Here is an 18,341-nt window from a genome sequence, read left to right as displayed (position 1 = left end):
GGCAGAATGCTGCACTGCATTAATTTCTCTGCACAAAGCGCGTGCAGAGGCTTTGACGCGCCCGCGTTGCGCGGCTAGGCTTTGTTCCGAAGGCAAGAAACATGCCGAGGCGGATGAGAGGTCAAGAGCGCAATGGCGATGATGCCGCGCATGGAGCTGCGCCAGGGACAGTCCCTGGTGATGACGCCGCAGCTGCTGCAGGCGATCAAGCTCCTGCAACTCTCGCATCTCGAACTTCAGAACTTTGTCGAGGGTGAGCTGGAGCGGAATCCGCTGCTGGAGCGCGACGACGCGCCTGAGGCTCCTATACAGCTCAATGGCGGCGATAGCCCCCTGGCGGCTGATCCAGAGAGTTTTGCGCGTGCCGAGAGCCTGAACACCCAGGACGGCATGGAAGGCCGGCTCGGCACCGGGCTCGACAACGTCTTCCAGGGTGAACAGCCGACAATCGCCCGCCTCGACACGAAGGGGGCCGACAGCCTGCCGATCACCGGCGGCGCCTATGGCGGCTCCGGTGGTTCGTTCGAGGACGGGTCGGAAGGCTTCGAGTCCAGCCTGACCTCGGAACTGTCCCTGCGCGATCACCTCAGCGCACAGCTCGATCTCGCGATGACCGATCCTGCGGAGCGACTGATCGGCAGCCACCTCATCGATGCGGTCGATGATTCCGGCTATCTCGGCGAGCCGGTGCCTGAGATCGCAGAGCGGCTCGGTGTGAGCACGGACAAGGTCGAGCACGTGCTTGGCGTCATCCAGGGCTTCGACCCCTCCGGTGTCGGGGCGCGCGATGTTCGCGAATGCCTGTCGATCCAGCTGCGGGAGCGCGACCGCTTCGACCCGGCCATGCAGGCTCTGGTCGCCAACCTCCATCTTGTCGCCAAGCGTGATTTCTCGGCGCTCAAGCGCATCTGCGGCGTCGACGATGAGGATATCGCCGACATGGTCGCAGAAATCCGCAGGCTTGACCCCAAGCCTGGACGGGGTTTCGGCGGCTCGGCGGCCGAGACCGTCGTTCCGGATGTCTTCATCAGGCCGGCGCCGGACGGTTCCTGGCTGGTCGATCTCAATCCGGATACCCTGCCGCGCGTGCTGATCAACCAGACCTATCATGCCCGCGTCTCCCGGGCGGCGCGGAACGACCTGGACAAGGCCTTCATCGCCGAATGCCTGCAGACGGCGAACTGGTTGACGCGTAGCCTCGAGCAACGCGCCCGCACCATCCTCAAGGTCGCAAGCGAGATCGTGCGCCAGCAGGATGGCTTCTTCGCGCATGGCGTCGAGCATCTGCGGCCGCTGAACCTGAAGACGGTCGCGGATGCCATTGGCATGCACGAATCGACAGTCTCGCGCGTCACCTCGAACAAATATCTGATCTGTTCGCGCGGTGTGTTCGAGATGAAATATTTCTTCTCGGCAGCGATCGCCGCGACCGGTTACGGCGAGGCGCATTCCGCGGAAGCCGTTCGCTTCCGCATCAAGCAGATGATCGACGACGAAGTCCCCGCCGAGGTGCTGTCCGACGACGCGATCGTCGCCCGGTTGAAGGAAGGCGGCATCGATATTGCTCGGCGCACCGTGGCGAAATACCGCGAGTCCCTGCGCATTCCGTCCTCTATGGAGCGTCGGCGCGAGAAGGTGGCGATGGCGCTGGGAGGGCGCTGAACCCGCTCGGCTTTTTCTCCGCCCGAGTGAGCCCGATCGGATGCCTTTCGCTGCCGTCGGCTGGCGGCGACTATTCCGCAGCGCTCATTGACAATGGCGACTCCCCGTCCTTACCTCAGTGAGATGATCGATCACTGATCATGGCGACAAGAAGGGGAAGCACTCCATGAGCTTGCGAATCTCCGGCAAGAATCTCGATGTCGGCGAGGCCCTGCGGGGCCAGGCCGAGGAGCGCGTGGCCGCCGCCCTCAGCAAGTATTACGAGGGCGGATATCAGGGCCATGTCACCGTCGACAAGGACGGTACCGCCTTCCGGACGGACGGGGTCTTGCATCTCTCCTCCGGCATCACACTCGAAGCGTCCGCTACGGCGCATGATCCGTATGCGAGTCTCGACAAGATGGCGGAGCGCATTGAGAAGCGGTTGCGTCGGTACAAGCGGCGGTTGAAGGATCGCTCATCCGCAATGAATGGTCGTGCCTCCGGGGTGGAAATCCCCAGCTATGTGATTGCGGCCCCTGATGATGAAATCGAGGAGGCTGAGGCCGTTTCTGGCGGTGACAACCCTGTTATCGTGGCGGAATCGACCAAATCCTTCCACGAATTGACCGTTAGTGATGCAGTCGCCGAGCTTGACCTCACTGGTGCGCCCGTCGTGATCTTCCGCCATGCTGGCAATGGGCGGATGAACGTCGTATACCGCCGCCGCGATGGCAACATCGGCTGGATTGACCCGCCGGCCTCGCTGTCTTGAGCCCCGGCAGGCGGTAGCCCCGGTTATCACTCCTGACCCGTGGCGCTGGGTGAGAACCCGGCACGGGACATGCATGGACTGGCGCATGACCCTCACTGATCTTCTGACGCCCGCAGCCGTGGTCTCCCCGCTGCGGGCCAATGGCAAGAAGCAGGCGCTGCAGGAACTGTCCCAGCACGCCTCCGTGCTCACTGGGCTGCCTGAGCGCGAGCTTTTCGAGGCCCTGCTGCAACGAGAACGCCTTGGCTCGACCGGGATTGGCGACGGCATCGCGATCCCCCACGGGCGCATGCCTGGAATCGACCGGCTCGTCGGGCTGTTCGCCCGCGCCGAGAAGCCGATCGATTTCGAGGCGCTGGATGGCCAGCCCGTCGATATCATTTTCGTGCTGATCGCGCCGGAAGGGGCGGGGGCTGATCATCTGAAGGCGCTTGCCCGCGTCGCGCGCGTCCTGCGCAATCAGGCCGTGCTGGAGCAGGTGCGGCGCGCCCATGACCCGGCCGCCATCTATGCGATCCTGGCGGAGACCGCCGCGAAGGCTGCCTGACACTGGAACCGTTCAAGCCTGGGCTTGGACTGGAGGGCGCAAGCCGCTATGACGCCGGCATGACCGGCGCCGCATGCTGTAGCCGCGGCGCATCCTGTTTCGGAGCCAGTTCCTCATGGCCTACACGCATGTCGATCTCTTCCCTCTCGGCGAGGACAAGACCCCCTATCGCAAGCTCGGCGACGCGGGCGTCACAGTCGAGACGATTGGTGACCGCGAGGTCCTGAGCGTTTCGCGCGAAGCGATCCGCCAGCTCAGCGAACAGGCCTTCATCGACATCAACCACCTGTTGCGCCCGGGCCATCTTGCCCAGCTGGCCAAGATCCTCGACGACCCCGAGGCGACCTCGAATGACAAGTTCGTTGCCTTCGATCTCTTGAAGAACGCCAATATCGCGGCTGGCGGCGTGCTGCCGATGTGCCAGGACACCGGCACCGCGATCATCATGGGCAAGCGCGGTCGCAAGGTCTGGACCGATGGCGATGATGAGTCGGCGCTGGGCGAGGGCGTGGCCGATGCCTACTACAAGCGCAATCTGCGCTATTCGCAGGTCGCGCCCCTCTCCATGTTCGAAGAGAAGAACACGGCGACCAACCTGCCGGCGCAGATCGATATCTATGCCGAGGGAGAGGACGCCTACAAATTCCTCTTCGTGGCCAAGGGCGGCGGTTCGGCCAACAAGACTTTCCTGTTCCAGGCGACGCCCTCGCTCCTCACCAAGGACCGCATGATCGCGTTCCTGAAGGAGAAGATCCTGACGCTGGGCACGGCCGCCTGCCCGCCCTATCACCTTGCCATCGTCATTGGCGGCACCTCGGCCGAGCAGAATCTCAAGACCGTCAAGCTCGCCTCGACCAAATATCTCGACGAACTTCCGACAAAGGGTTCTCCCTCGGGGCACGCTTTCCGCGATCTCGAGATGGAGGAGGAGATTCACAGGCTGACGCAGTCGCTCGGCGTCGGTGCACAGTTCGGCGGCAAGTATTTTTGCCATGACGTTCGCGTCATCCGCCTGCCGCGTCACGGCGCCTCGCTGCCGATCGGCCTTGGCGTGTCCTGCTCGGCCGATCGCCAGGCCAAGGGCAAGATCACCCGGGAGGGCATCTTCCTCGAGGCTCTCGAGACCAATCCGGCCAAGTACCTGCCTGAGGTCGAAGACGCGTCGCTCGGTGGCGATGTCGTCAAGGTCGATCTCAACCGGCCGATGAGCGAAGTCCTCGCGACGCTCAGCAAATACCCGGTCAAGACCCGGCTTTCGCTGACCGGCACCATCGTCGTCGCCCGCGATTCGGCCCATGCCAAGATTCGTGAGCGGCTCGAGAACGGGCAGGGCATGCCCGATTATTTCAAGAACCATCCGGTCTATTACGCCGGTCCGGCCAAGACGCCCGAGGGTTTGGCCTCCGGCTCCTTCGGTCCGACGACGGCCGGGCGCATGGATTCCTTCGTCGATCAGTTCCAGTCCTTCGGTGGCTCGATGGTCATGCTCGCCAAGGGCAACCGCTCCTCGGCGGTGCGCGAGGCTTGCGCCCGGCATGGCGGCTTCTATCTCGGCTCGATCGGCGGCCCGGCGGCGCGCCTCGCTCAGGACTGCATCCGCAAGGTCGAGATCCTGGAGTATCCGGAGCTCGGCATGGAGGCGGTCTGGCGCATCGAGGTCGAGGATTTCCCCGCCTTCATCGTCATCGACGACAAGGGCAACGACTTCTTCAAGGAGCTGAACCTCGGATGATGCGGCTTTCGGCTGGCCTTGCCCTGATCCTTGTTCTCGCGGCGCCTCCCGTCCTGGCGCAGGGGAGGGCTGGCGCTCCGGCGGACTGCCAGCGGGATCTCTTCCAGAACGAGGCCGGCATGCGCCGTGAACTCACCCGCCTGCAATCTGCCGGCACAGCCGACCAGGCCACGCAATGCCGCGTCTGGCGCGAGCATGTCACCTATCTTCAGGGCGCGCGCTCCGTCTTCGCAACCTGCCAGGCTGGACGGCAGCGCGAGGAGAATGTCGCGCAGATGGACACCTCCATCTCCGAATACCGGGTGCTTCTCGCCAATCGCTGCAAGGCGCGCTGAGCAGGTGCCCACCCCTTACGGAAAGGCAAAGATCGCATGACCGAGCAGGCTGCCACCCCCCTGAATGTCGCCGTCGTACCGGTGACTCCGTTCCAGCAGAATTGCTCGGTCATCTGGTGCACCCGCACCAAGGAAGCAGCGGTGGTTGATCCCGGTGGTGATGTCGACCGCATTCAGGACGCGCTGAAGGAACTCKGCGTCAAGCCGGTCGCGATCTGGCTGACCCATGGCCATATCGACCATGCCGGCGGTGCGGCCGATCTTGCCGATGCGCTCGCTGTGCCGGTCATTGGTCCGCATGAGGCCGACAAGTTCCTGCTCGACGACCTGCCGGCTTCGGGGCTGCGCTTCGAGATGCGCGGCATTCGTCCGGTCACGCCGACGCGCTGGCTTGCCGAGGGCGAAACGGTGTCGATCGGCGATGTCGCCTTTTCGGTGCAGCATGTGCCCGGCCATACGCCCGGCCATGTCACCTTCTTCCAGAAGGACGCGCATTTCCTGCTTGCGGGCGATACGGTGTTCGCAGGCTCGGTGGGGCGCACCGATTTTCCCTATGGCAGCCATGAGACGCTGATTGCCGGCATCAAGGCCAAGCTCCTGCCGCTGGGCGACGATGTCCAGTTCCTGCCGGGACACGGGCCGGCGAGTACGCTCGGTGAGGAGCGGCAGAACAACCCATTCCTGCAGGATTGAGGGCACAGGCGCTCCGCGCCCGGTGCTCGTACAGGTTGTGGAGGGCGCGCGCCACAGCGATTGACGTAAGGGCGTAGCTCACTAGTTTGGCGGCATAGCACGGAGCGCCGCCATGAGCCTCGAATTCCTAATCACCTCCCTCATCATCGTTGCCTCGCCGGGCACGGGCATGATCTACACCGTGGCAGCGGGCCTCTCGCGGGGCGCGCGCGCAAGCGTCGTCGCGGCCTTCGGGTGCACGCTCGGCATCGTGCCCCACATGCTCGCGGCGATCATGGGATTGGCGGCGCTGCTGCACACGAGCGCGCTTGCCTTCCAGATCTTCAAATATCTCGGTGTGGCCTACCTGCTCTACATGGCCTGGAACACACTCCAGGAACGCGGGGCCCTGCAGGTCGAGCAGAAGGTCGACACGCGCTCTGCACTGCGCGTGACGATCGATGCGGTTCTGGTCAACCTGCTCAATCCGAAGCTCTCGATCTTTTTCTTCGCATTCCTCCCACAGTTCGTCAGCGCGGATGCGACCAATCCCATGCCGGAAATGCTCGCGCTGAGCGGCGTGTTCATGCTGCTGACCTTTGTGGTCTTCGTGGTCTATGGGTTGTTCGCAGCGTCTGTCCGCAACCACGTCATCTCCCGGCCGCAGGTGATGACCTGGATGCGGCGCATCTTTGCCGGCGCCTTCGTTGCACTCGGTGCGAAGCTTGCCGTGGCGGATCGCTGAAACCTGCGTCCCGGGGCCCTCGGGCCCCGGAAACGCCAACGGCCATGTCCAGAACGGGCGCGCGTACATCCGGCGTCACACGTTCGGCTCATGGCCGTCTTCAACGAGGATGGAGGACAGTGGAACGCCCTCGACATCGCCGTGAACATCAAATGGGGAGGGGCTGTCCCGATTTCAAGGGCTTATGACGCGCTCGGCCGCCATTCATAGAGAATGTCCGGCTCTCCTTCGACATTTCGGCAGCCATCGTTCATGTCGATGGTCTTGAAGCCGTGCTTCTCGTAGAAGGCGCGGGCGCGTGCGTTGCGCTGGAAGCAGAAGAGATGCAGCCGCTGTGGGCTGCGCTCCCTGGCCTTGGCGAGGAGCTGTGAGCCGAAGCCTTGCCGATAGTGACCGGGCTTCAGATAGAGTTGATCGAGATCGTCGCCGTCGAGCGCCATGAAGCCGACGACCTCGTCGCCCAACCGGGCAACCCAGTTCTCGCCGCGCGCCAGGCGATCATGGATGATCCAGTCGCGCACTGCCTCATCGCTATGGACTCGGCGCAGCCAGGGCAGTGCATCAGCCCGGGCGGCGAGGTAGAGATCGGCGATGGCGGCGGCGTCCGACGCAGCCGCGCGCCCGATAATGGCCAGGTCGCCCGATTTCGTCGAGACAGCCGCGGCCATCAGGCGTTACGCCTCGAAGACGTCGGCGAGGAAGTCGCGCTTGCCGATGTCAAATCCGTTCTCGCGCAGGATCGCGTAGGCGGTGGTGGCATGGAAATAGAAATTGGGCACGGCAAAGCGGGTCAGATAGGCCTCGGCCGTCATCGTGACCGTCTGCTGCGGACCGCGCGGGAAGGTAACGTCCTTGCCGATGCCGCTTTCGAGGGCGGCATCGTCGATGCTCTGCACGAAGGCGAGCGTCTTGGCGATCCGCTCCTTCAGTTCCGGGAAGGTCTTCTCCTCATCCGGGAATTTCGGGTTCTCGCCGGCGCTCACGCGCGCCGCAGCATTCTTGGCGAAGTCGCAGGTGAGCTGGATCTGTCGGGTGAAGGGCAGCATGTCCAGCGCCAGGCGGCTGTTGAGCAGGACCTCGGGCTGGATCTTGCGGGCTTCCGCCTGCGCCACAGCCTTGTCGAGAATGGCGTCGAGCGCCTTCAGGGTCTGGATAATGCCCGCGAAGGCGGCGGCATGAACGGAAATCGGCATGATGCAGGATCCCTCAAAAACGAAACGGGCCCGGAAGGGCCCGTTCCACTATCGATAATACTGCTGGCCCGTCGATGACAGGGGCAGGGCTGCATCAGTCCTTGGCGCGCTCGACATAGGAGCCGTCAGCCGTCATCACGACGATGCGGGTGCCGGGTCCGATGTGGGGCGGCACGGCGGTGCGCACGCCGTTGGTCAGGATCGCGGGCTTGTAGGAGGACGAGGCAGTCTGACCCTTGGTCACCGGCTCGGTCTCGGCAACCTCGACCGTGACGCGCTGCGGCAGCTCGATTGCGACAGCCTTGTCCTCGAAGACCGAGAGAGAGACCTTCATGCCTTCCTGCAGATAGGGCGCCGTGTCGCCGACCACGGAGTTGTCGACATGGATCTGGTCGAAGGTCTCGGGGTTCATGAAGACGTACTGTTCGCCGTCCTGGTAGAGATAGGTGAAATCCCGGTCTTCGACATAGGCGCGCTCGACCTGCTCGGTCGTCTTGTAGCGCTGCGTCATCTTCACGCCGTCGGAGATGCGGCGCATGTCGATCTGCGTCGTCGGGGTGCCCTTGCCGGGAAAGAAGCTCTCAGCCGAGATGACGGAGCAGAGATGCCCGTCGAGTTCGAGAACGTTGCCCTTGCGAACGGAGCTGGCGATGACCTTGACCACGTGAGTTTCCTTGCTGGTGCGCATCGAGCGCGCGCGCTATGCGGATTTCGTCGCCGCGGAACTACCGCATTCGCGGGCGAAACGGAAGCTTGCAGAGATTCTTAACCGAGGTTCGATGGTCGAGGGACATCCGCCCTGGTGGCGGCGGGACATTCATGCCGACCGCCGGCCCGCATTGCTGGCGCGCGGACGCATCAAGGCAGCGCTGAGACGCTGGTTCGAGGCGCGCGACTTCATCGAGGTCGAGGCGGCGATCCTGCAGGTCTCGCCGGGCAACGAGACACATCTGCACGGCTTCGCGACCGCGCTGATCGACGATGCCGAGGGCGTGCATCCCTATTACCTGCACACGTCCCCGGAATTCGCGGCCAAGAAGCTGCTGGCGGCCGGCGAAAGCCGTATCTTCGATTTCGCCCGGGTGTTCCGCAATCGCGAACGCACGGCGCTGCACCATCMCGAATTCACCATGCTGGAATGGTACCGCGCCGGCGAGGATTACGACGCGCTGATGGCCGATGCCGCGGCTCTGCTGGCCGAGGCGGCCCGCACCGCTGGCGCAAGTCAGCTGCACTGGCGGGGGCTGGTCGCCGATCCTTTCGCCGAACCCGAGCGCCTGACCCTGCATGATGCCTTTGTCCGACATGCCGGCATCGAGCTGCTCGCGACCATCGCGGAGAACGGGGCGACCGATCGAGAGGCTCTCGCCGCAGCTGCGCTGGCTGCCAATATCCGGCTTGCTGGGGACGACAGCTGGTCTGACATTTTCAGCCGGGTTCTCTCGGAGAAGATCGAGCCGCATCTTGGTCGCGGTTGCGCCACCATCCTTTGCGAATACCCGATCTCGGAGGCGGCCCTGGCGCGGCCGAAGCCGGACGATCCGCGTGTCGCCGAGCGTTTCGAGCTCTATGCCTGTGGTGTCGAGCTTGCGAATGCCTTTGGCGAACTGACGGACCCGGCCGAACAGCGTCGGCGGTTCGAGGCGGACATGGACGAGAAGCAGCGCATCTACGGCGAACGCTACCCGCTCGATGAGGATTTCCTCACAGCGCTGGATGCGATGCCTCCGGCCTCCGGCATCGCGCTCGGCTTCGATCGGCTGGTGATGCTCTGCACCGGTGCGCGCCGGATCGAGGACGTGCTCTGGACGCCGGTAGCCGAAGCGGGCAGGACACGCCGATGACCGCCCATACCCCTCTTCGCAGCATCGACGCGCTTGTGGCGCGGGGGCTTGTCGTGCCGGCGCGGCGTGAGGCGCTGGATGCGGTTGCCGAACGTTACGCCGTTTCCGTCACTCCCGCGATCGCGGCATTGATCGACCCGTCCGATGCGGCCGATCCGATCGCGCGCCAGTTCATCCCCGATGCGGCGGAACTGCTGACCATGCCGCAGGAAATGGCCGACCCGATCGGAGACGACGCGCATTCGCCGGTCGAGGGGGTGGTTCATCGCTATCCCGACCGCGCGCTGCTGAAGCTCGTCCATGCTTGCCCGGTCTATTGCCGCTTCTGCTTCCGGCGCGAGATGGTCGGCCCCGGTGGCGCCTCGCTTGCCGGAGAGAAGCTCGACGCGGCGCTGGCCTATCTCGCGTCGCGGCCGGAGATCTGGGAAGTCATCATGACGGGGGGCGACCCGTTCATCCTCTCGGCGCGCCGCGTGCGCGAGGTCGCCAAGCGGCTGGCGGCGATCCCGCATATCAAGGTGACGCGCTGGCACACGCGGGTGCCGGTGGTCGACCCCGAGCGGATCACGGCCGATTACGCCCGCGCCCTGCGCGTGCCCGGCAAGGCGAGCTACATCGCCATTCATGCCAACCATCCGCGCGAATTCACGCCGGCGGCGCGTACCGCGATCGCGCGCCTCGCCGATGCCGGCCATGTCCTGCTCAGCCAGAGCGTGCTGCTCAAGGGTGTCAATGCCGATATCGAGACCTTGGCTGCGCTCATGCGCGCCTTCGTCGAGAACCGGGTGAAGCCCTATTACCTGCACCATCCGGATCTCGCACCGGGCACCTCCCATTTCCGGCTGTCTCTGGCGGAGGGACAAGCGCTCGTCAAAAGCCTGCGAGGCCATCTTTCGGGCCTGTGCCAGCCGACCTATATCCTCGATATTCCCGGAGGGGCCGGCAAGATTCCGGTCGGTCCATCCTTCCTTTCGGGCTGCGAGATGCCGGGCGCCGAGGCGCAGGCTGAAGACCGTTTCGGTACGCAGCATTCCTACCCGCCAGCTTGAGTACCAGCGCGGCGCATCGCCAAGGAGCGATCATGCAAGAGAAAATGCCCATCGCCATCGTGTCGGATGTGGTCTGCCCGTGGTGCTTCATCGGCAAGGCGCGGCTCGAGACGGCGCTGGCCAATCACGGCCTGACCGACCGCGTCGCCATCACCTGGCTGCCCTATGAACTCAATCCGGACATGCCTGCGGAAGGTGCGGACCGGGCGAGCTATCTCGATGCCAAGTTCGGGCCCGGCAAGCGCAAGGAAATCGAGATCAGGCTCTCGGAAGCGGCACTCGAAAGTGGTGTGACGTTCAACTGGTCGAAGGTCATGCGTACGCCCAACACCCGTATGGCCCATATGCTGATCGCGGCCGCGTCCACCGTGCAGCGCGGCAGTGAGATGAAGGCAGCCCTGTTCAAGGCCTATTTCCAGGACGGGCGAGATATCGGCGATCTGGAGACGCTGGTGGCGATCGCGACCGAACTCGGGTTCGAGGAAAATGCGGCTCGCGACGAACTCACCAATGATGAATTGCGTGAGACGATCATCGGCCTCGAGGCCCACGCCCAGAAGGTCGGGGTGACCGGGGTGCCTTTCTTCATTGTCGACGGCAAGCTCGCGGTTTCGGGCGCGCAGACGCCGGATGTCTGGACCAAGGTCTTTGCCCAGCTTGCGCGCGAGACGGCGTGAGCGAGAATATCTCCGGTTTTCGTTTGCCTCCGCGCTGGTCTAGAAGGGGCCGGCGGGGGGCAGAGTCGAGATGAGATCGGACGCGACGACACGGGCCGTTACGACTGCGGACGGCCGATTGACGATCGAGGGCGAGCGCAATGCGTTCGTACAGAGCCCGGCCCGGCACCTCCTTCTTGAAACGGGGCCGCTCGATGTGGTCTCAGGCTATGCCAGCCAGAACGGTTCGCTCGGTTCCGCTGCTAGACTTCGCGGATTTGGCTCCCTGGGGCGCGATTGGCTCGGGCGTGCCGGATTTGCGGACCGTGCTCAGCACGTCGCGCTGAGCATACGGGCCCTTCCTGAAACCGGCGAAGGCAAGATGCTGCTCAGGCTGGGTTTTGACGACGAAGCGGATGCTCCGCATGCCGGGGCCTTTTCGGCCGATCTTTTCGTCTCCGCACCGGTCTATGCCGAATTGAAGAGCGATCTGCAGGCGGGCCTGGTCGATGCCATCTCGATCTCGGCGGCGACCAATCTCTGGATCAGCGATGCCGATCGCGATCCGCCGGCCGGCGGCCCTGTGACCTGGTATCTCGGTATCGAGGCGGACGGTCGCACGAGTGGCAGTGCCAAGGGGCTGGTGCAGAGCCTGAGCTGGTCTCAGCGCGGGCGCAGGCAGGAAGAGCCGCATCCGGTGCTTGCTGTCCATCCCACTGGAGCTGCGGGTGAAGACCCGGAGGACGGTATCGAGTTCCGCAAGCTGCGCCAGATGACCGTGCTCAATCGCTGGATGATGAATCTGCTGATTGCGCTGATCGCCATCATGTTCGTGCTGGCTTTGAAGTGATGTTCATGTGCGAAGGTCYGATGTGATGGGTGTCGTCCGCTATCTCAGCCACCCCCAGGTCAAGATTGATCCAGCCGTGCCTGTGCCCGATTGGGGGCTGTCGGATATCGGCCGGGCACGGGCCCAGGCCTTTGCGGCTGCGCCTGGGCTCGTCGGAACCCGGCTCGTCGTCTCGTCGGCCGAGCGCAAGGCGATCGAGACGGCCGAATGCGTCGCGGAGCAGCTCGGCCTCACCGTCAAGATCCGCGAGGCCATGCACGAGAACGATCGGTCGGCCACGGGTTTCCTGCCGCCGTCGGAATTCGAGAAGGTGGCCGACGAGTTCTTCGCCAATCCCGAGCTGAGCGTTCGCGGCTGGGAGCGTGCGCTCGATGCGCAGTTGCGGATCGTTCGGGAAACAGAAGCCGTACTGGCCGCGGCGGGGGATGGCGACATTCTGCTCGTCGGCCATGGCGGGGTCGGCACCTTGCTGCTCTGCGCTACGTCTGGCTGGCCGATCAAGCGCCTGCGCGATCAGCCCGCAGGCGGTGGCAATCTCTTCGCATTCGACGTAACGACGCGAATCGTGCAGCACGGCTGGCAATCGATTGAGGAGTTCGCAGCGTTATGACCGCCAAGATCAACGATCTTCGTGACCGCATGATCGTGGCGCTCGACGTGCCGACGATCTGGGACGCCTACCGCATCGTGTCCGAACTGGGCGATGGGGCGAGTTTCTACAAGATCGGCTACCGCCTCGCCTTTGCCGGCGGGCTCGACCTGTCCCGTCAGCTGATCTCGGAGGGCAAGAAGGTCTTTCTCGACCTCAAGCTGCACGACATCGGCAACACGGTCACCGAGGGGGTCGATTCCCTGACCAAGCTCGGCGTCACCTTCCTCACCGTCCACGCCTATCCGCAGACCATGCGCGGAGCGGTCGAGGGGCGGGCCGACTCCGATCTGAAGCTGCTCGCCGTCACCGCGCTCACCTCCTACGATGATGGCGATCTGCGCGATGCCGGCTACGGCCTCGCCGTGCGCGATCTCGTGCGCCTGCGTGCCCAGCAGGCCCGCAGCGCGGGCATCGACGGTATCGTCTGCTCCGCCGCCGAGACCGAGATCGTGCGCGACATCATTGGTCCCGACATGGTCATCGTGACGCCCGGCATTCGCCCCGCGGGAAGTGCCGCCGGCGACCAGAAGCGGACCCTGACGCCCGGCGAGGCGATCCGCGTCGGCGCCGACTATCTCGTCATCGGGCGCCCCATTATCCGCGCGGCTGACCCGCGTGCGGCGGCTGCCGCGATCATGGACGAGATCGCCGCGGCTTCGTAGTCTGGCCGGATCAGGTTTCAACCAAAGAACGGAAGCTGGAAATGCCCAAGGGATATGTCATCGGTCGCGCCATGGTCTCCAACGCGACGCTCTGGGCGGTCTACGCCGCCAAGGCCTCCGAGGTGATCAAGCAGTATGGCGGTACGCCGATCGTGCGTGGCGGCCAGATGACGGTGGCCGAAGGCGAGGGCCGGGCCCGCAACGTCGTCATCGAATTCAAGGATTTCGAGACGGCCAAGGCCTATGCGAATTCGCCGGAATATGCTGCGGCCCGCAAGGAGCGCGAAGGCGCTGGCGAGATCGATCTCGTTGTCGTGGAAGGGCTCTGAGCCATGGCGAAGGGATATTGGGTCGCCCGCGTCGATGTCGAGGATCCGGAGGCATACGCCAGGTATCGCACCCTGAATGCCATCGCCTTCGCCAAATTCGGCGCGAAGTTCCTGGTGCGTGGCGGCGAGTACAAACTCGCGCGCGGCGAGGGACGCAAGCACAACGTCGTCATCGAGTTCAAGGACGAGGCAACGGCGCGCGCCTGCTACGAGTCGCCTGAATACCAGGAGGCGACCAAGCATCTGGCGCAGGCGGGTCAGTCCGACCTCGTCATCATCGGGGGCTATGACGGGCCTCAGCCCGGCGCGTGATGCCTCCGCACCAGCGATAGCGCGCCTGCAATCGCATCGCCTCTGACGGCGGAGAGCCTGCGCCTGACATCGGGCGCAAGCCAGGCCTCCATCGCGGAGGACAGGCCGCCGATCAGCGCAACGCGTGGCACCTCGCGCTCGAACAAGGTGCGCACCATGGCGTCGATCAGGGCCGCGCCATTCTGCATGATGGCCCGGGCATGCGAGTCGCCGAGGTCCGCATGGCGCAGCACCAGGGGCGCGAGCGTCGCGTAATCCGTGGCGTGGGCCTTGTCCATCCAGGCGATGACCTCGAACGGATCGCCCTGGAACCTGGCCAGGACGTCCGTCGTGAAGCGCGTTTGCGGCTCCCGGCCGTCATGGGCACGCAGCGAGACGCGAATGGCGGCAAGGCCGAGATCGGCGCCGCTGCCCTCGTCACCAACCGGGAAGCCGTAGCCGCCAATCCGAATCTCGCGTCCGTCGACGCGGGCGAGGCCGATCGAGCCGGTGCCGATGATGATGATCCCACCGTCCTCACCGGCATGAGCGCCAAGGCAGGCGCCGAGCCCATCGCTCTCGAAGACTGTGACGGCGAAGGGGCTTGTCCAGCCTGCAAGCTCCTCCTGCATGCCCTTGCGGCCGATGCCGGCAAGGCAGATTCCGGCGCGGACCCGACTGAACTGATCCTCGCTGAGGCCAGCCTCGCTCATCGCGCCGCGCGCTGCCTGCATCACCGCGGCAAGCGAGGCCTCCAGACCGAGACGGAGCGAGGCCGGCCCCGCGATGCCCGAGCCGAGCACCTCTCCCTGGGCGGTCTCGAGCCGGCAGCGGCAGCCAGTGCCGCCGCCATCGACACCAAGATACAGATCGGCCACAGCGCTCATGCGCCGACCCGTTCGATATCGGCGCCGCAGCGCCTGAGCTTGCGGTCGAGAGCCTCATAGCCGCGGTCGAGATGGTAGATGCGGCTGACCACGGTCTCGCCCTCGGCAGCGAGCCCTGCGAGCACGAGGCTGACCGAGGCGCGCAGGTCGGTCGCCATGACCGGCGCCGCCTTGAGCGCTTCGACGCCGCGCACCATGGCGCTGGTACCCTTCAGCGTGATGTCGGCGCCGAGCCGGACCAGCTCCGGGACATGCATGAAGCGGTTCTCGAACACCGTTTCGCGGATCAGCGAGGTACCGTCCGCCACGCTCATCAGCGCCATGAACTGCGCCTGCAGATCGGTCGAGAACCCGGGATAGGCCTGGGTCATGATGTCGATGCCGGTGAGACGGCCTGGCCGCGACACCATCAGCCCGCGATCGGTCGGCCAGAGTCTGACGCCGGCGGCTTCGAGCGCTTCGCCGACGGCTGCGAGATGTTCGAGCCGTGCGCCGACCAGTTMGAGTTCGCCGCCGGTGATCGCGGCCGCAACCGCATAGGTGCCTGCCTCGATGCGGTCGGCGACGATCTCATATGTCGCTGGCCTGAAGCTCTGGGCGCCCTGGACCTGCAGGCGATGGCTGCCGATACCCTCGATCCTGACGCCCATTGCGACGAGGCAGCGGGCGAGGTCGAGGACCTCCGGTTCCTTCGCCGCGTTGACGATCTCGGTTTCGCCGCTGGCAAGGCCCGCCGCCAGCAAGGCGGTTTCGGTGGCTCCGACCGAGGAGAAGGGAAAGACGATGCGCGCGCCGCGCAGACCGGCGGGAGCATTTGCCTCGATATAGCCGCCGGCGACGCTGATTTCGGCGCCGAGGGCCTCAAGCGCCTTCAGGTGAAGGTCGACCGGGCGTGCGCCGATCGCGCAGCCGCCGGGCAGGGAGACGCGGGCATGGCCGAAGCGGGCGATGAGCGGCCCCAGCACCAGAATGGTCGCGCGCATCTTGCGGACGATGTCATAGCTCGCATCCCGCGGCGCGGCTTCGCTGGCGTTGAGCGTCAGCGCATCCGCCGCGCGCCCGGAGAAGCTGACGCCGTACCCTTCCAGCAGGGCCTGCATTGTCCCGATATCGACCACATCAGGCAGGTTGCGCAGGGTCAGTGGCTTGTCGGAGAGGAGCGCGGCTGCAAAGGCAGGCAAGGCGGCATTCTTGGCGCCGCGGATATCGACGGTTCCGGACAGCCGCTGGCCGCCGCGGATCAGGAGCTTGTCCATCAGGGGGCCTCTTGCGCGCGTTCGGGGGACTTCTCATAGCGCAGGAAGCGGTGCTCCGCGCCGGCGAAATCGCGGCTGTACTCGCTGGCTCGATGCCAGCCAGCCCGCTCATAGAAGCGTCGCGCGCCCATATTGGCCGCGAAGACCTCGAGCGAGCAGGCGCCATTCGCCTCGGCATGGGAGAGCAGGGCTGCTCCATGGCGGCGGCCGGTCTCGGCCACGAAAAGCATGATGACATGACCGTCGAGCAGCAGCAGGACGCCTCTGACGCCGCCATCGTCCAGGACTGTGAGATGCTCCAGGTCCCGTTCGAACCGGGCCTCGAAATGCGCAACGTCATAGGTCGACGCCGCATCGCCGATGATGGGACGGAAGCTGGTCTGATAGGCTTGCGCAAGGATGGCTGCCGCCGGAGCGATATCGCCAGGCTCTGCCTTGCGGATGATCACGACCGGCCCCGCAGACGGGGATCGAGTTCATCGCGGAGCGCGTCGCCGAGCAGGTTGAAGCCGAGCGAGAGGAAGAGGATGCCGAGCCCGGCGAAGATCGCGTTCCAGGGCGAGAGCAGCACGAAATTGCGCCCTTCCGCCAGCATCAGCCCGAGCGAGGGCGTCGGCGGCTGGGTACCGAGGCCGAGGAAGGAGAGCGAGGCCTCGACCAGGATGGCGGCCGACAGCAGCAACGAGGTCTGGACCAGGATCACGGAGGCCAGATTGGGCAGGATATGGCGCAGCATGATGCGCAGGTCCGAGGCGCCGATCGAGCGGATGCCGGCGACGAAGTCGCTCTCGACCAGAACGAGGGCCGGGCCACGGATCAGTCGTGCGAAGATCGGCACATAGACGACCGCAATCGCGATGGCGGCGCTTTCCGTTCGCGGCCCGAGCATGGCGATGATGCCGATGGCGAGCAGCATCACGGGAAAGGCGAAGAGAATGTCCATCAGCCGCATCACGATGCGCTCGCACCAGCTGCGATAGAAGGCTGCGAGGAGGCCGAGGCCGCCCCCGACGAGCAGCGCGAGGCCGACGGCGATGCCGCAGGCGATCAGGGCGGTGCGGTAGCCATAGAGGATGCGCGCCAGGATATCGCGGCCGAGATGATCGGTGCCAAGCCAATGCGCGAGGCTCGGCCCCTTCAGGCGGGCGACGATGTCCTGGGCGAGCGGGTCATAGGGCGCAATCAGGGGGGCGGCGAGCGCCAGCACGATCTGCAGCGTGACGATGATGCCCGCTGCGATGGCGATACGGCGGCTCTGGCTCATCACGTAGTCCTGAGCCTTGGGTCGATCAGCGCATAGGCGAGATCGACCAGGGCGTTCACCAGCACGAAGCCGACGGTGACGATGAGGATGGTGGCCTGGACCAGCGGGTAGTTCCGCTCGGCGATGCCGCCGAGGATCAGCCGCCCGAGGCCCGGAATCGAGAAGACCTGCTCGACCACGATCGCGCCCCCAAGCAGATAGCCCGTCATGATGCCGACGCTGGTGACGAAGGGAATGAGCGCGTTGCGGAGCGCATGCCGGTAGAGCACCGCGGTCTCCGAAAGCCCCTTGGCGCGGGCCGTGCGGATATAGTCCTGGCTGAGCGCGTCGAGCATCGCTGTGCGGACAAGGCGCGACAGATTGGCAAGGATCGGCAATGCCAGCGCGATCGCCGGCAGCAGCAGCCGCTGCAGGTTACCGAGCGGGTCCTCGCTGAACGGGACATAGCCGAGCGAGGCGAAGCTTGGGGCCAGGCTTGCCACGGTGATCAGCATGACGATGCCGAGCCAGAAGGACGGGATGGTGAGCCCCGCGATCGCGCCGATGCGCAGGACGAGATCAGCCCGTCCGCCGCGCCAATGCGCCATCAGGCAACCGACGGGCACAGCGAGGCCGGCGCCGATGACGAGCGCCAGCACGGTGAGCTGCAGGGTCGGCCAGATCTGGGCCGTGATTTCCTGGAGCACCGGCCGGCCGGTCCAGATCGAGGTGCCGAAGTCACCGTGGAGCGCTCGCCCGAGCCAGCTCAGATATTGCTCGAGCAGCGGCCGGTCGAGCCCGAGTTCGCTGCGCATCGCCGCAACGCGTTCCGGCGTCACTTCGGTATTGGCGCCGAGCATGATCGCGACCGCATCGCCCGGGATCAGCCGGATCATCATGAAGACGATCACGGAGATTCCGAAGAGCACGATCGCGAGGTCGAGGCAGCGCTGGAGCAGATGGCGGAGCATGCCTCGACCGT

At 65.2% G+C, this 18,341-nt stretch carries 23 protein-coding genes; 15 read left to right on the top strand and 8 right to left on the bottom strand.

The annotated features are described in order from the left end of the window. The first annotated feature begins 132 nt into the window (after nucleotides 1-132). The 7 genes from rpoN (at nucleotide 133) to AC1DRP_RS03465 (ending at nucleotide 6,447) form a co-directional block, all read left to right on the top strand. Nucleotides 133-1,662, top strand: coding sequence for an RNA polymerase factor sigma-54 (gene rpoN / locus AC1DRP_RS03495; protein ID WP_441507275.1), 1,530 nt, complete (start codon nucleotides 133-135; stop codon nucleotides 1,660-1,662). A 166-nt stretch (nucleotides 1,663-1,828) separates the two neighbouring features. Then, the gene (hpf, locus tag AC1DRP_RS03490; RefSeq protein ID WP_113514942.1) at nucleotides 1,829-2,416 is read left to right on the top strand and encodes a ribosome hibernation-promoting factor, HPF/YfiA family; all 588 of its coding nucleotides are present in this window, start codon (nucleotides 1,829-1,831) and stop codon (nucleotides 2,414-2,416) included. 85 nt (nucleotides 2,417-2,501) lie between these two features. Continuing rightward, complete coding sequence (ptsN, locus tag AC1DRP_RS03485; RefSeq protein ID WP_441507274.1) at nucleotides 2,502-2,963, top strand: PTS IIA-like nitrogen regulatory protein PtsN; 462 nt, start codon at nucleotides 2,502-2,504, stop codon at nucleotides 2,961-2,963. A gap of 115 nt (nucleotides 2,964-3,078) precedes the next feature. Continuing rightward, nucleotides 3,079-4,695, top strand: coding sequence for a fumarate hydratase (locus AC1DRP_RS03480; RefSeq protein ID WP_441507273.1), 1,617 nt, complete (start codon nucleotides 3,079-3,081; stop codon nucleotides 4,693-4,695). Beyond that, complete coding sequence (locus tag AC1DRP_RS03475) at nucleotides 4,692-5,030, top strand: hypothetical protein (protein ID WP_441507272.1); 339 nt, start codon at nucleotides 4,692-4,694, stop codon at nucleotides 5,028-5,030. The genes AC1DRP_RS03480 and AC1DRP_RS03475 overlap by 4 nt, the downstream gene beginning before the upstream one ends. 36 nt (nucleotides 5,031-5,066) lie before the next feature. Further along, nucleotides 5,067-5,723, top strand: a complete 657-nt coding sequence (locus AC1DRP_RS03470) for an MBL fold metallo-hydrolase (RefSeq protein WP_476767803.1) — start codon at nucleotides 5,067-5,069, stop codon at nucleotides 5,721-5,723. 112 nt (nucleotides 5,724-5,835) lie between these two features. Further along, a complete protein-coding gene (locus AC1DRP_RS03465) occupies nucleotides 5,836-6,447 on the top strand; it encodes a LysE family translocator (RefSeq protein WP_441507270.1) in 612 nt (203 codons plus the stop codon). 182 nt (nucleotides 6,448-6,629) lie between these two features. On the opposite strand, the gene AC1DRP_RS03460 is transcribed toward AC1DRP_RS03465, so the two are convergent. The 3 genes from AC1DRP_RS03460 to efp form a co-directional block, all read right to left on the bottom strand. Next, complete coding sequence (locus AC1DRP_RS03460) at nucleotides 6,630-7,115, bottom strand: GNAT family N-acetyltransferase (protein WP_441507269.1); 486 nt, start codon at nucleotides 7,113-7,115, stop codon at nucleotides 6,630-6,632. A 6-nt stretch (nucleotides 7,116-7,121) separates the two neighbouring features. Further along, nucleotides 7,122-7,640, bottom strand: coding sequence for a DUF1993 domain-containing protein (locus AC1DRP_RS03455; protein ID WP_441507268.1), 519 nt, complete (start codon nucleotides 7,638-7,640; stop codon nucleotides 7,122-7,124). Nucleotides 7,641-7,734: 94 nt separating this feature from the next. Beyond that, nucleotides 7,735-8,328, bottom strand: a complete 594-nt coding sequence (gene efp / locus AC1DRP_RS03450) for an elongation factor P (protein ID WP_441490200.1) — start codon at nucleotides 8,326-8,328, stop codon at nucleotides 7,735-7,737. 91 nt (nucleotides 8,329-8,419) lie between these two features. Between efp and epmA the strand changes: the two genes are divergently transcribed. From epmA to AC1DRP_RS03410, 8 genes are all read left to right on the top strand, one after another. Continuing rightward, nucleotides 8,420-9,484 (top strand): EF-P lysine aminoacylase EpmA, encoded by a 1,065-nt coding sequence (gene epmA / locus AC1DRP_RS03445; protein WP_476767802.1) that lies wholly within the window; start codon nucleotides 8,420-8,422, stop codon nucleotides 9,482-9,484. Continuing rightward, on the top strand, nucleotides 9,481-10,533 hold the full coding sequence (locus AC1DRP_RS03440; RefSeq protein WP_441507266.1) for a lysine-2,3-aminomutase-like protein: 1,053 nt from the start codon (nucleotides 9,481-9,483) through the stop codon (nucleotides 10,531-10,533). Before epmA ends, AC1DRP_RS03440 begins: the two co-directional genes overlap by 4 nt. Nucleotides 10,534-10,565: 32 nt before the next feature. After that, nucleotides 10,566-11,210, top strand: a complete 645-nt coding sequence (locus AC1DRP_RS03435; protein ID WP_441507265.1) for a DsbA family oxidoreductase — start codon at nucleotides 10,566-10,568, stop codon at nucleotides 11,208-11,210. Between the two features lie 70 nt (nucleotides 11,211-11,280). After that, nucleotides 11,281-12,039 carry a hypothetical protein gene (locus tag AC1DRP_RS03430; protein ID WP_441507264.1) on the top strand — a complete coding sequence of 253 codons (759 nt, stop codon included), beginning with the start codon at nucleotides 11,281-11,283 and terminating at the stop codon, nucleotides 12,037-12,039. A gap of 25 nt (nucleotides 12,040-12,064) precedes the next feature. Then, nucleotides 12,065-12,649, top strand: coding sequence for a histidine phosphatase family protein (locus tag AC1DRP_RS03425; RefSeq protein WP_441507301.1), 585 nt, complete (start codon nucleotides 12,065-12,067; stop codon nucleotides 12,647-12,649). Next, complete coding sequence (gene pyrF, locus AC1DRP_RS03420; protein WP_441490195.1) at nucleotides 12,646-13,353, top strand: orotidine-5'-phosphate decarboxylase; 708 nt, start codon at nucleotides 12,646-12,648, stop codon at nucleotides 13,351-13,353. The genes AC1DRP_RS03425 and pyrF overlap by 4 nt, the downstream gene beginning before the upstream one ends. A 41-nt stretch (nucleotides 13,354-13,394) precedes the next feature. After that, the gene (locus AC1DRP_RS03415; RefSeq protein WP_069877716.1) at nucleotides 13,395-13,682 is read left to right on the top strand and encodes a DUF1330 domain-containing protein; all 288 of its coding nucleotides are present in this window, start codon (nucleotides 13,395-13,397) and stop codon (nucleotides 13,680-13,682) included. Nucleotides 13,683-13,685: 3 nt separating this feature from the next. Next, on the top strand, nucleotides 13,686-13,994 hold the full coding sequence (locus AC1DRP_RS03410) for a DUF1330 domain-containing protein (RefSeq protein WP_441490194.1): 309 nt from the start codon (nucleotides 13,686-13,688) through the stop codon (nucleotides 13,992-13,994). Here AC1DRP_RS03410 and AC1DRP_RS03405 read toward each other — a convergent pair. From AC1DRP_RS03405 to AC1DRP_RS03385, 5 genes are read right to left on the bottom strand one after another with little or no spacing between them, the layout of a single operon-like run. Further along, nucleotides 13,979-14,860 (bottom strand): glucosamine kinase nucleotide-binding domain-containing protein, encoded by an 882-nt coding sequence (locus AC1DRP_RS03405; protein ID WP_441490193.1) that lies wholly within the window; start codon nucleotides 14,858-14,860, stop codon nucleotides 13,979-13,981. The genes AC1DRP_RS03410 and AC1DRP_RS03405 overlap by 16 nt on opposite strands. Beyond that, the gene (gene murA / locus AC1DRP_RS03400) at nucleotides 14,857-16,116 is read right to left on the bottom strand and encodes a UDP-N-acetylglucosamine 1-carboxyvinyltransferase (protein ID WP_476767801.1); all 1,260 of its coding nucleotides are present in this window, start codon (nucleotides 16,114-16,116) and stop codon (nucleotides 14,857-14,859) included. Before murA ends, AC1DRP_RS03405 begins: the two co-directional genes overlap by 4 nt. Next, nucleotides 16,116-16,565 (bottom strand): GNAT family N-acetyltransferase, encoded by a 450-nt coding sequence (locus tag AC1DRP_RS03395; RefSeq protein WP_476767800.1) that lies wholly within the window; start codon nucleotides 16,563-16,565, stop codon nucleotides 16,116-16,118. Before AC1DRP_RS03395 ends, murA begins: the two co-directional genes overlap by 1 nt. Next, nucleotides 16,562-17,380: an ABC transporter permease gene (locus AC1DRP_RS03390; RefSeq protein WP_441507261.1), complete on the bottom strand. Its 819-nt coding sequence runs from the start codon at nucleotides 17,378-17,380 to the stop codon at nucleotides 16,562-16,564. Before AC1DRP_RS03390 ends, AC1DRP_RS03395 begins: the two co-directional genes overlap by 4 nt. Beyond that, entirely contained in the window at nucleotides 17,380-18,330 is a 951-nt protein-coding gene (locus AC1DRP_RS03385) for an ABC transporter permease (protein ID WP_441507260.1), read from the bottom strand. The genes AC1DRP_RS03390 and AC1DRP_RS03385 overlap by 1 nt, the downstream gene beginning before the upstream one ends. Between the last annotated feature and the right edge of the window lie 11 nt (nucleotides 18,331-18,341).

This window comes from Allobosea sp. 01N443 (assembly GCF_056399325.1).
Note: the sequence above shows the minus strand (reverse complement) of the source record. Positions and strands in the feature narration are given on the sequence as shown.

What these genes read in the sequence shown, in the direction of transcription:
- rpoN (WP_441507275.1), top strand. Translation starts at nt 133, where the DNA reads ATGGCGATGATGCCGCGCATGGAGCTGCGCCAGGGACAGTCCCTGGTG.
- hpf (WP_113514942.1), top strand. Translation starts at nt 1,829, where the DNA reads ATGAGCTTGCGAATCTCCGGCAAGAATCTCGATGTCGGCGAGGCCCTG.
- ptsN (WP_441507274.1), top strand. Translation starts at nt 2,502, where the DNA reads ATGACCCTCACTGATCTTCTGACGCCCGCAGCCGTGGTCTCCCCGCTG.
- AC1DRP_RS03480 (WP_441507273.1), top strand. Translation starts at nt 3,079, where the DNA reads ATGGCCTACACGCATGTCGATCTCTTCCCTCTCGGCGAGGACAAGACC.
- AC1DRP_RS03475 (WP_441507272.1), top strand. Translation starts at nt 4,692, where the DNA reads ATGATGCGGCTTTCGGCTGGCCTTGCCCTGATCCTTGTTCTCGCGGCG.
- AC1DRP_RS03465 (WP_441507270.1), top strand. Translation starts at nt 5,836, where the DNA reads ATGAGCCTCGAATTCCTAATCACCTCCCTCATCATCGTTGCCTCGCCG.
- AC1DRP_RS03460 (WP_441507269.1), bottom strand. Translation starts at nt 7,115, where the DNA reads ATGGCCGCGGCTGTCTCGACGAAATCGGGCGACCTGGCCATTATCGGG.
- AC1DRP_RS03455 (WP_441507268.1), bottom strand. Translation starts at nt 7,640, where the DNA reads ATGCCGATTTCCGTTCATGCCGCCGCCTTCGCGGGCATTATCCAGACC.
- efp (WP_441490200.1), bottom strand. Translation starts at nt 8,328, where the DNA reads ATGCGCACCAGCAAGGAAACTCACGTGGTCAAGGTCATCGCCAGCTCC.
- AC1DRP_RS03440 (WP_441507266.1), top strand. Translation starts at nt 9,481, where the DNA reads ATGACCGCCCATACCCCTCTTCGCAGCATCGACGCGCTTGTGGCGCGG.
- AC1DRP_RS03435 (WP_441507265.1), top strand. Translation starts at nt 10,566, where the DNA reads ATGCAAGAGAAAATGCCCATCGCCATCGTGTCGGATGTGGTCTGCCCG.
- AC1DRP_RS03430 (WP_441507264.1), top strand. Translation starts at nt 11,281, where the DNA reads ATGAGATCGGACGCGACGACACGGGCCGTTACGACTGCGGACGGCCGA.
- AC1DRP_RS03425 (WP_441507301.1), top strand. Translation starts at nt 12,065, where the DNA reads ATGGGTGTCGTCCGCTATCTCAGCCACCCCCAGGTCAAGATTGATCCA.
- pyrF (WP_441490195.1), top strand. Translation starts at nt 12,646, where the DNA reads ATGACCGCCAAGATCAACGATCTTCGTGACCGCATGATCGTGGCGCTC.
- AC1DRP_RS03415 (WP_069877716.1), top strand. Translation starts at nt 13,395, where the DNA reads ATGCCCAAGGGATATGTCATCGGTCGCGCCATGGTCTCCAACGCGACG.
- AC1DRP_RS03410 (WP_441490194.1), top strand. Translation starts at nt 13,686, where the DNA reads ATGGCGAAGGGATATTGGGTCGCCCGCGTCGATGTCGAGGATCCGGAG.
- AC1DRP_RS03405 (WP_441490193.1), bottom strand. Translation starts at nt 14,860, where the DNA reads ATGAGCGCTGTGGCCGATCTGTATCTTGGTGTCGATGGCGGCGGCACT.
- AC1DRP_RS03390 (WP_441507261.1), bottom strand. Translation starts at nt 17,380, where the DNA reads ATGAGCCAGAGCCGCCGTATCGCCATCGCAGCGGGCATCATCGTCACG.
- AC1DRP_RS03385 (WP_441507260.1), bottom strand. Translation starts at nt 18,330, where the DNA reads ATGCTCCGCCATCTGCTCCAGCGCTGCCTCGACCTCGCGATCGTGCTC.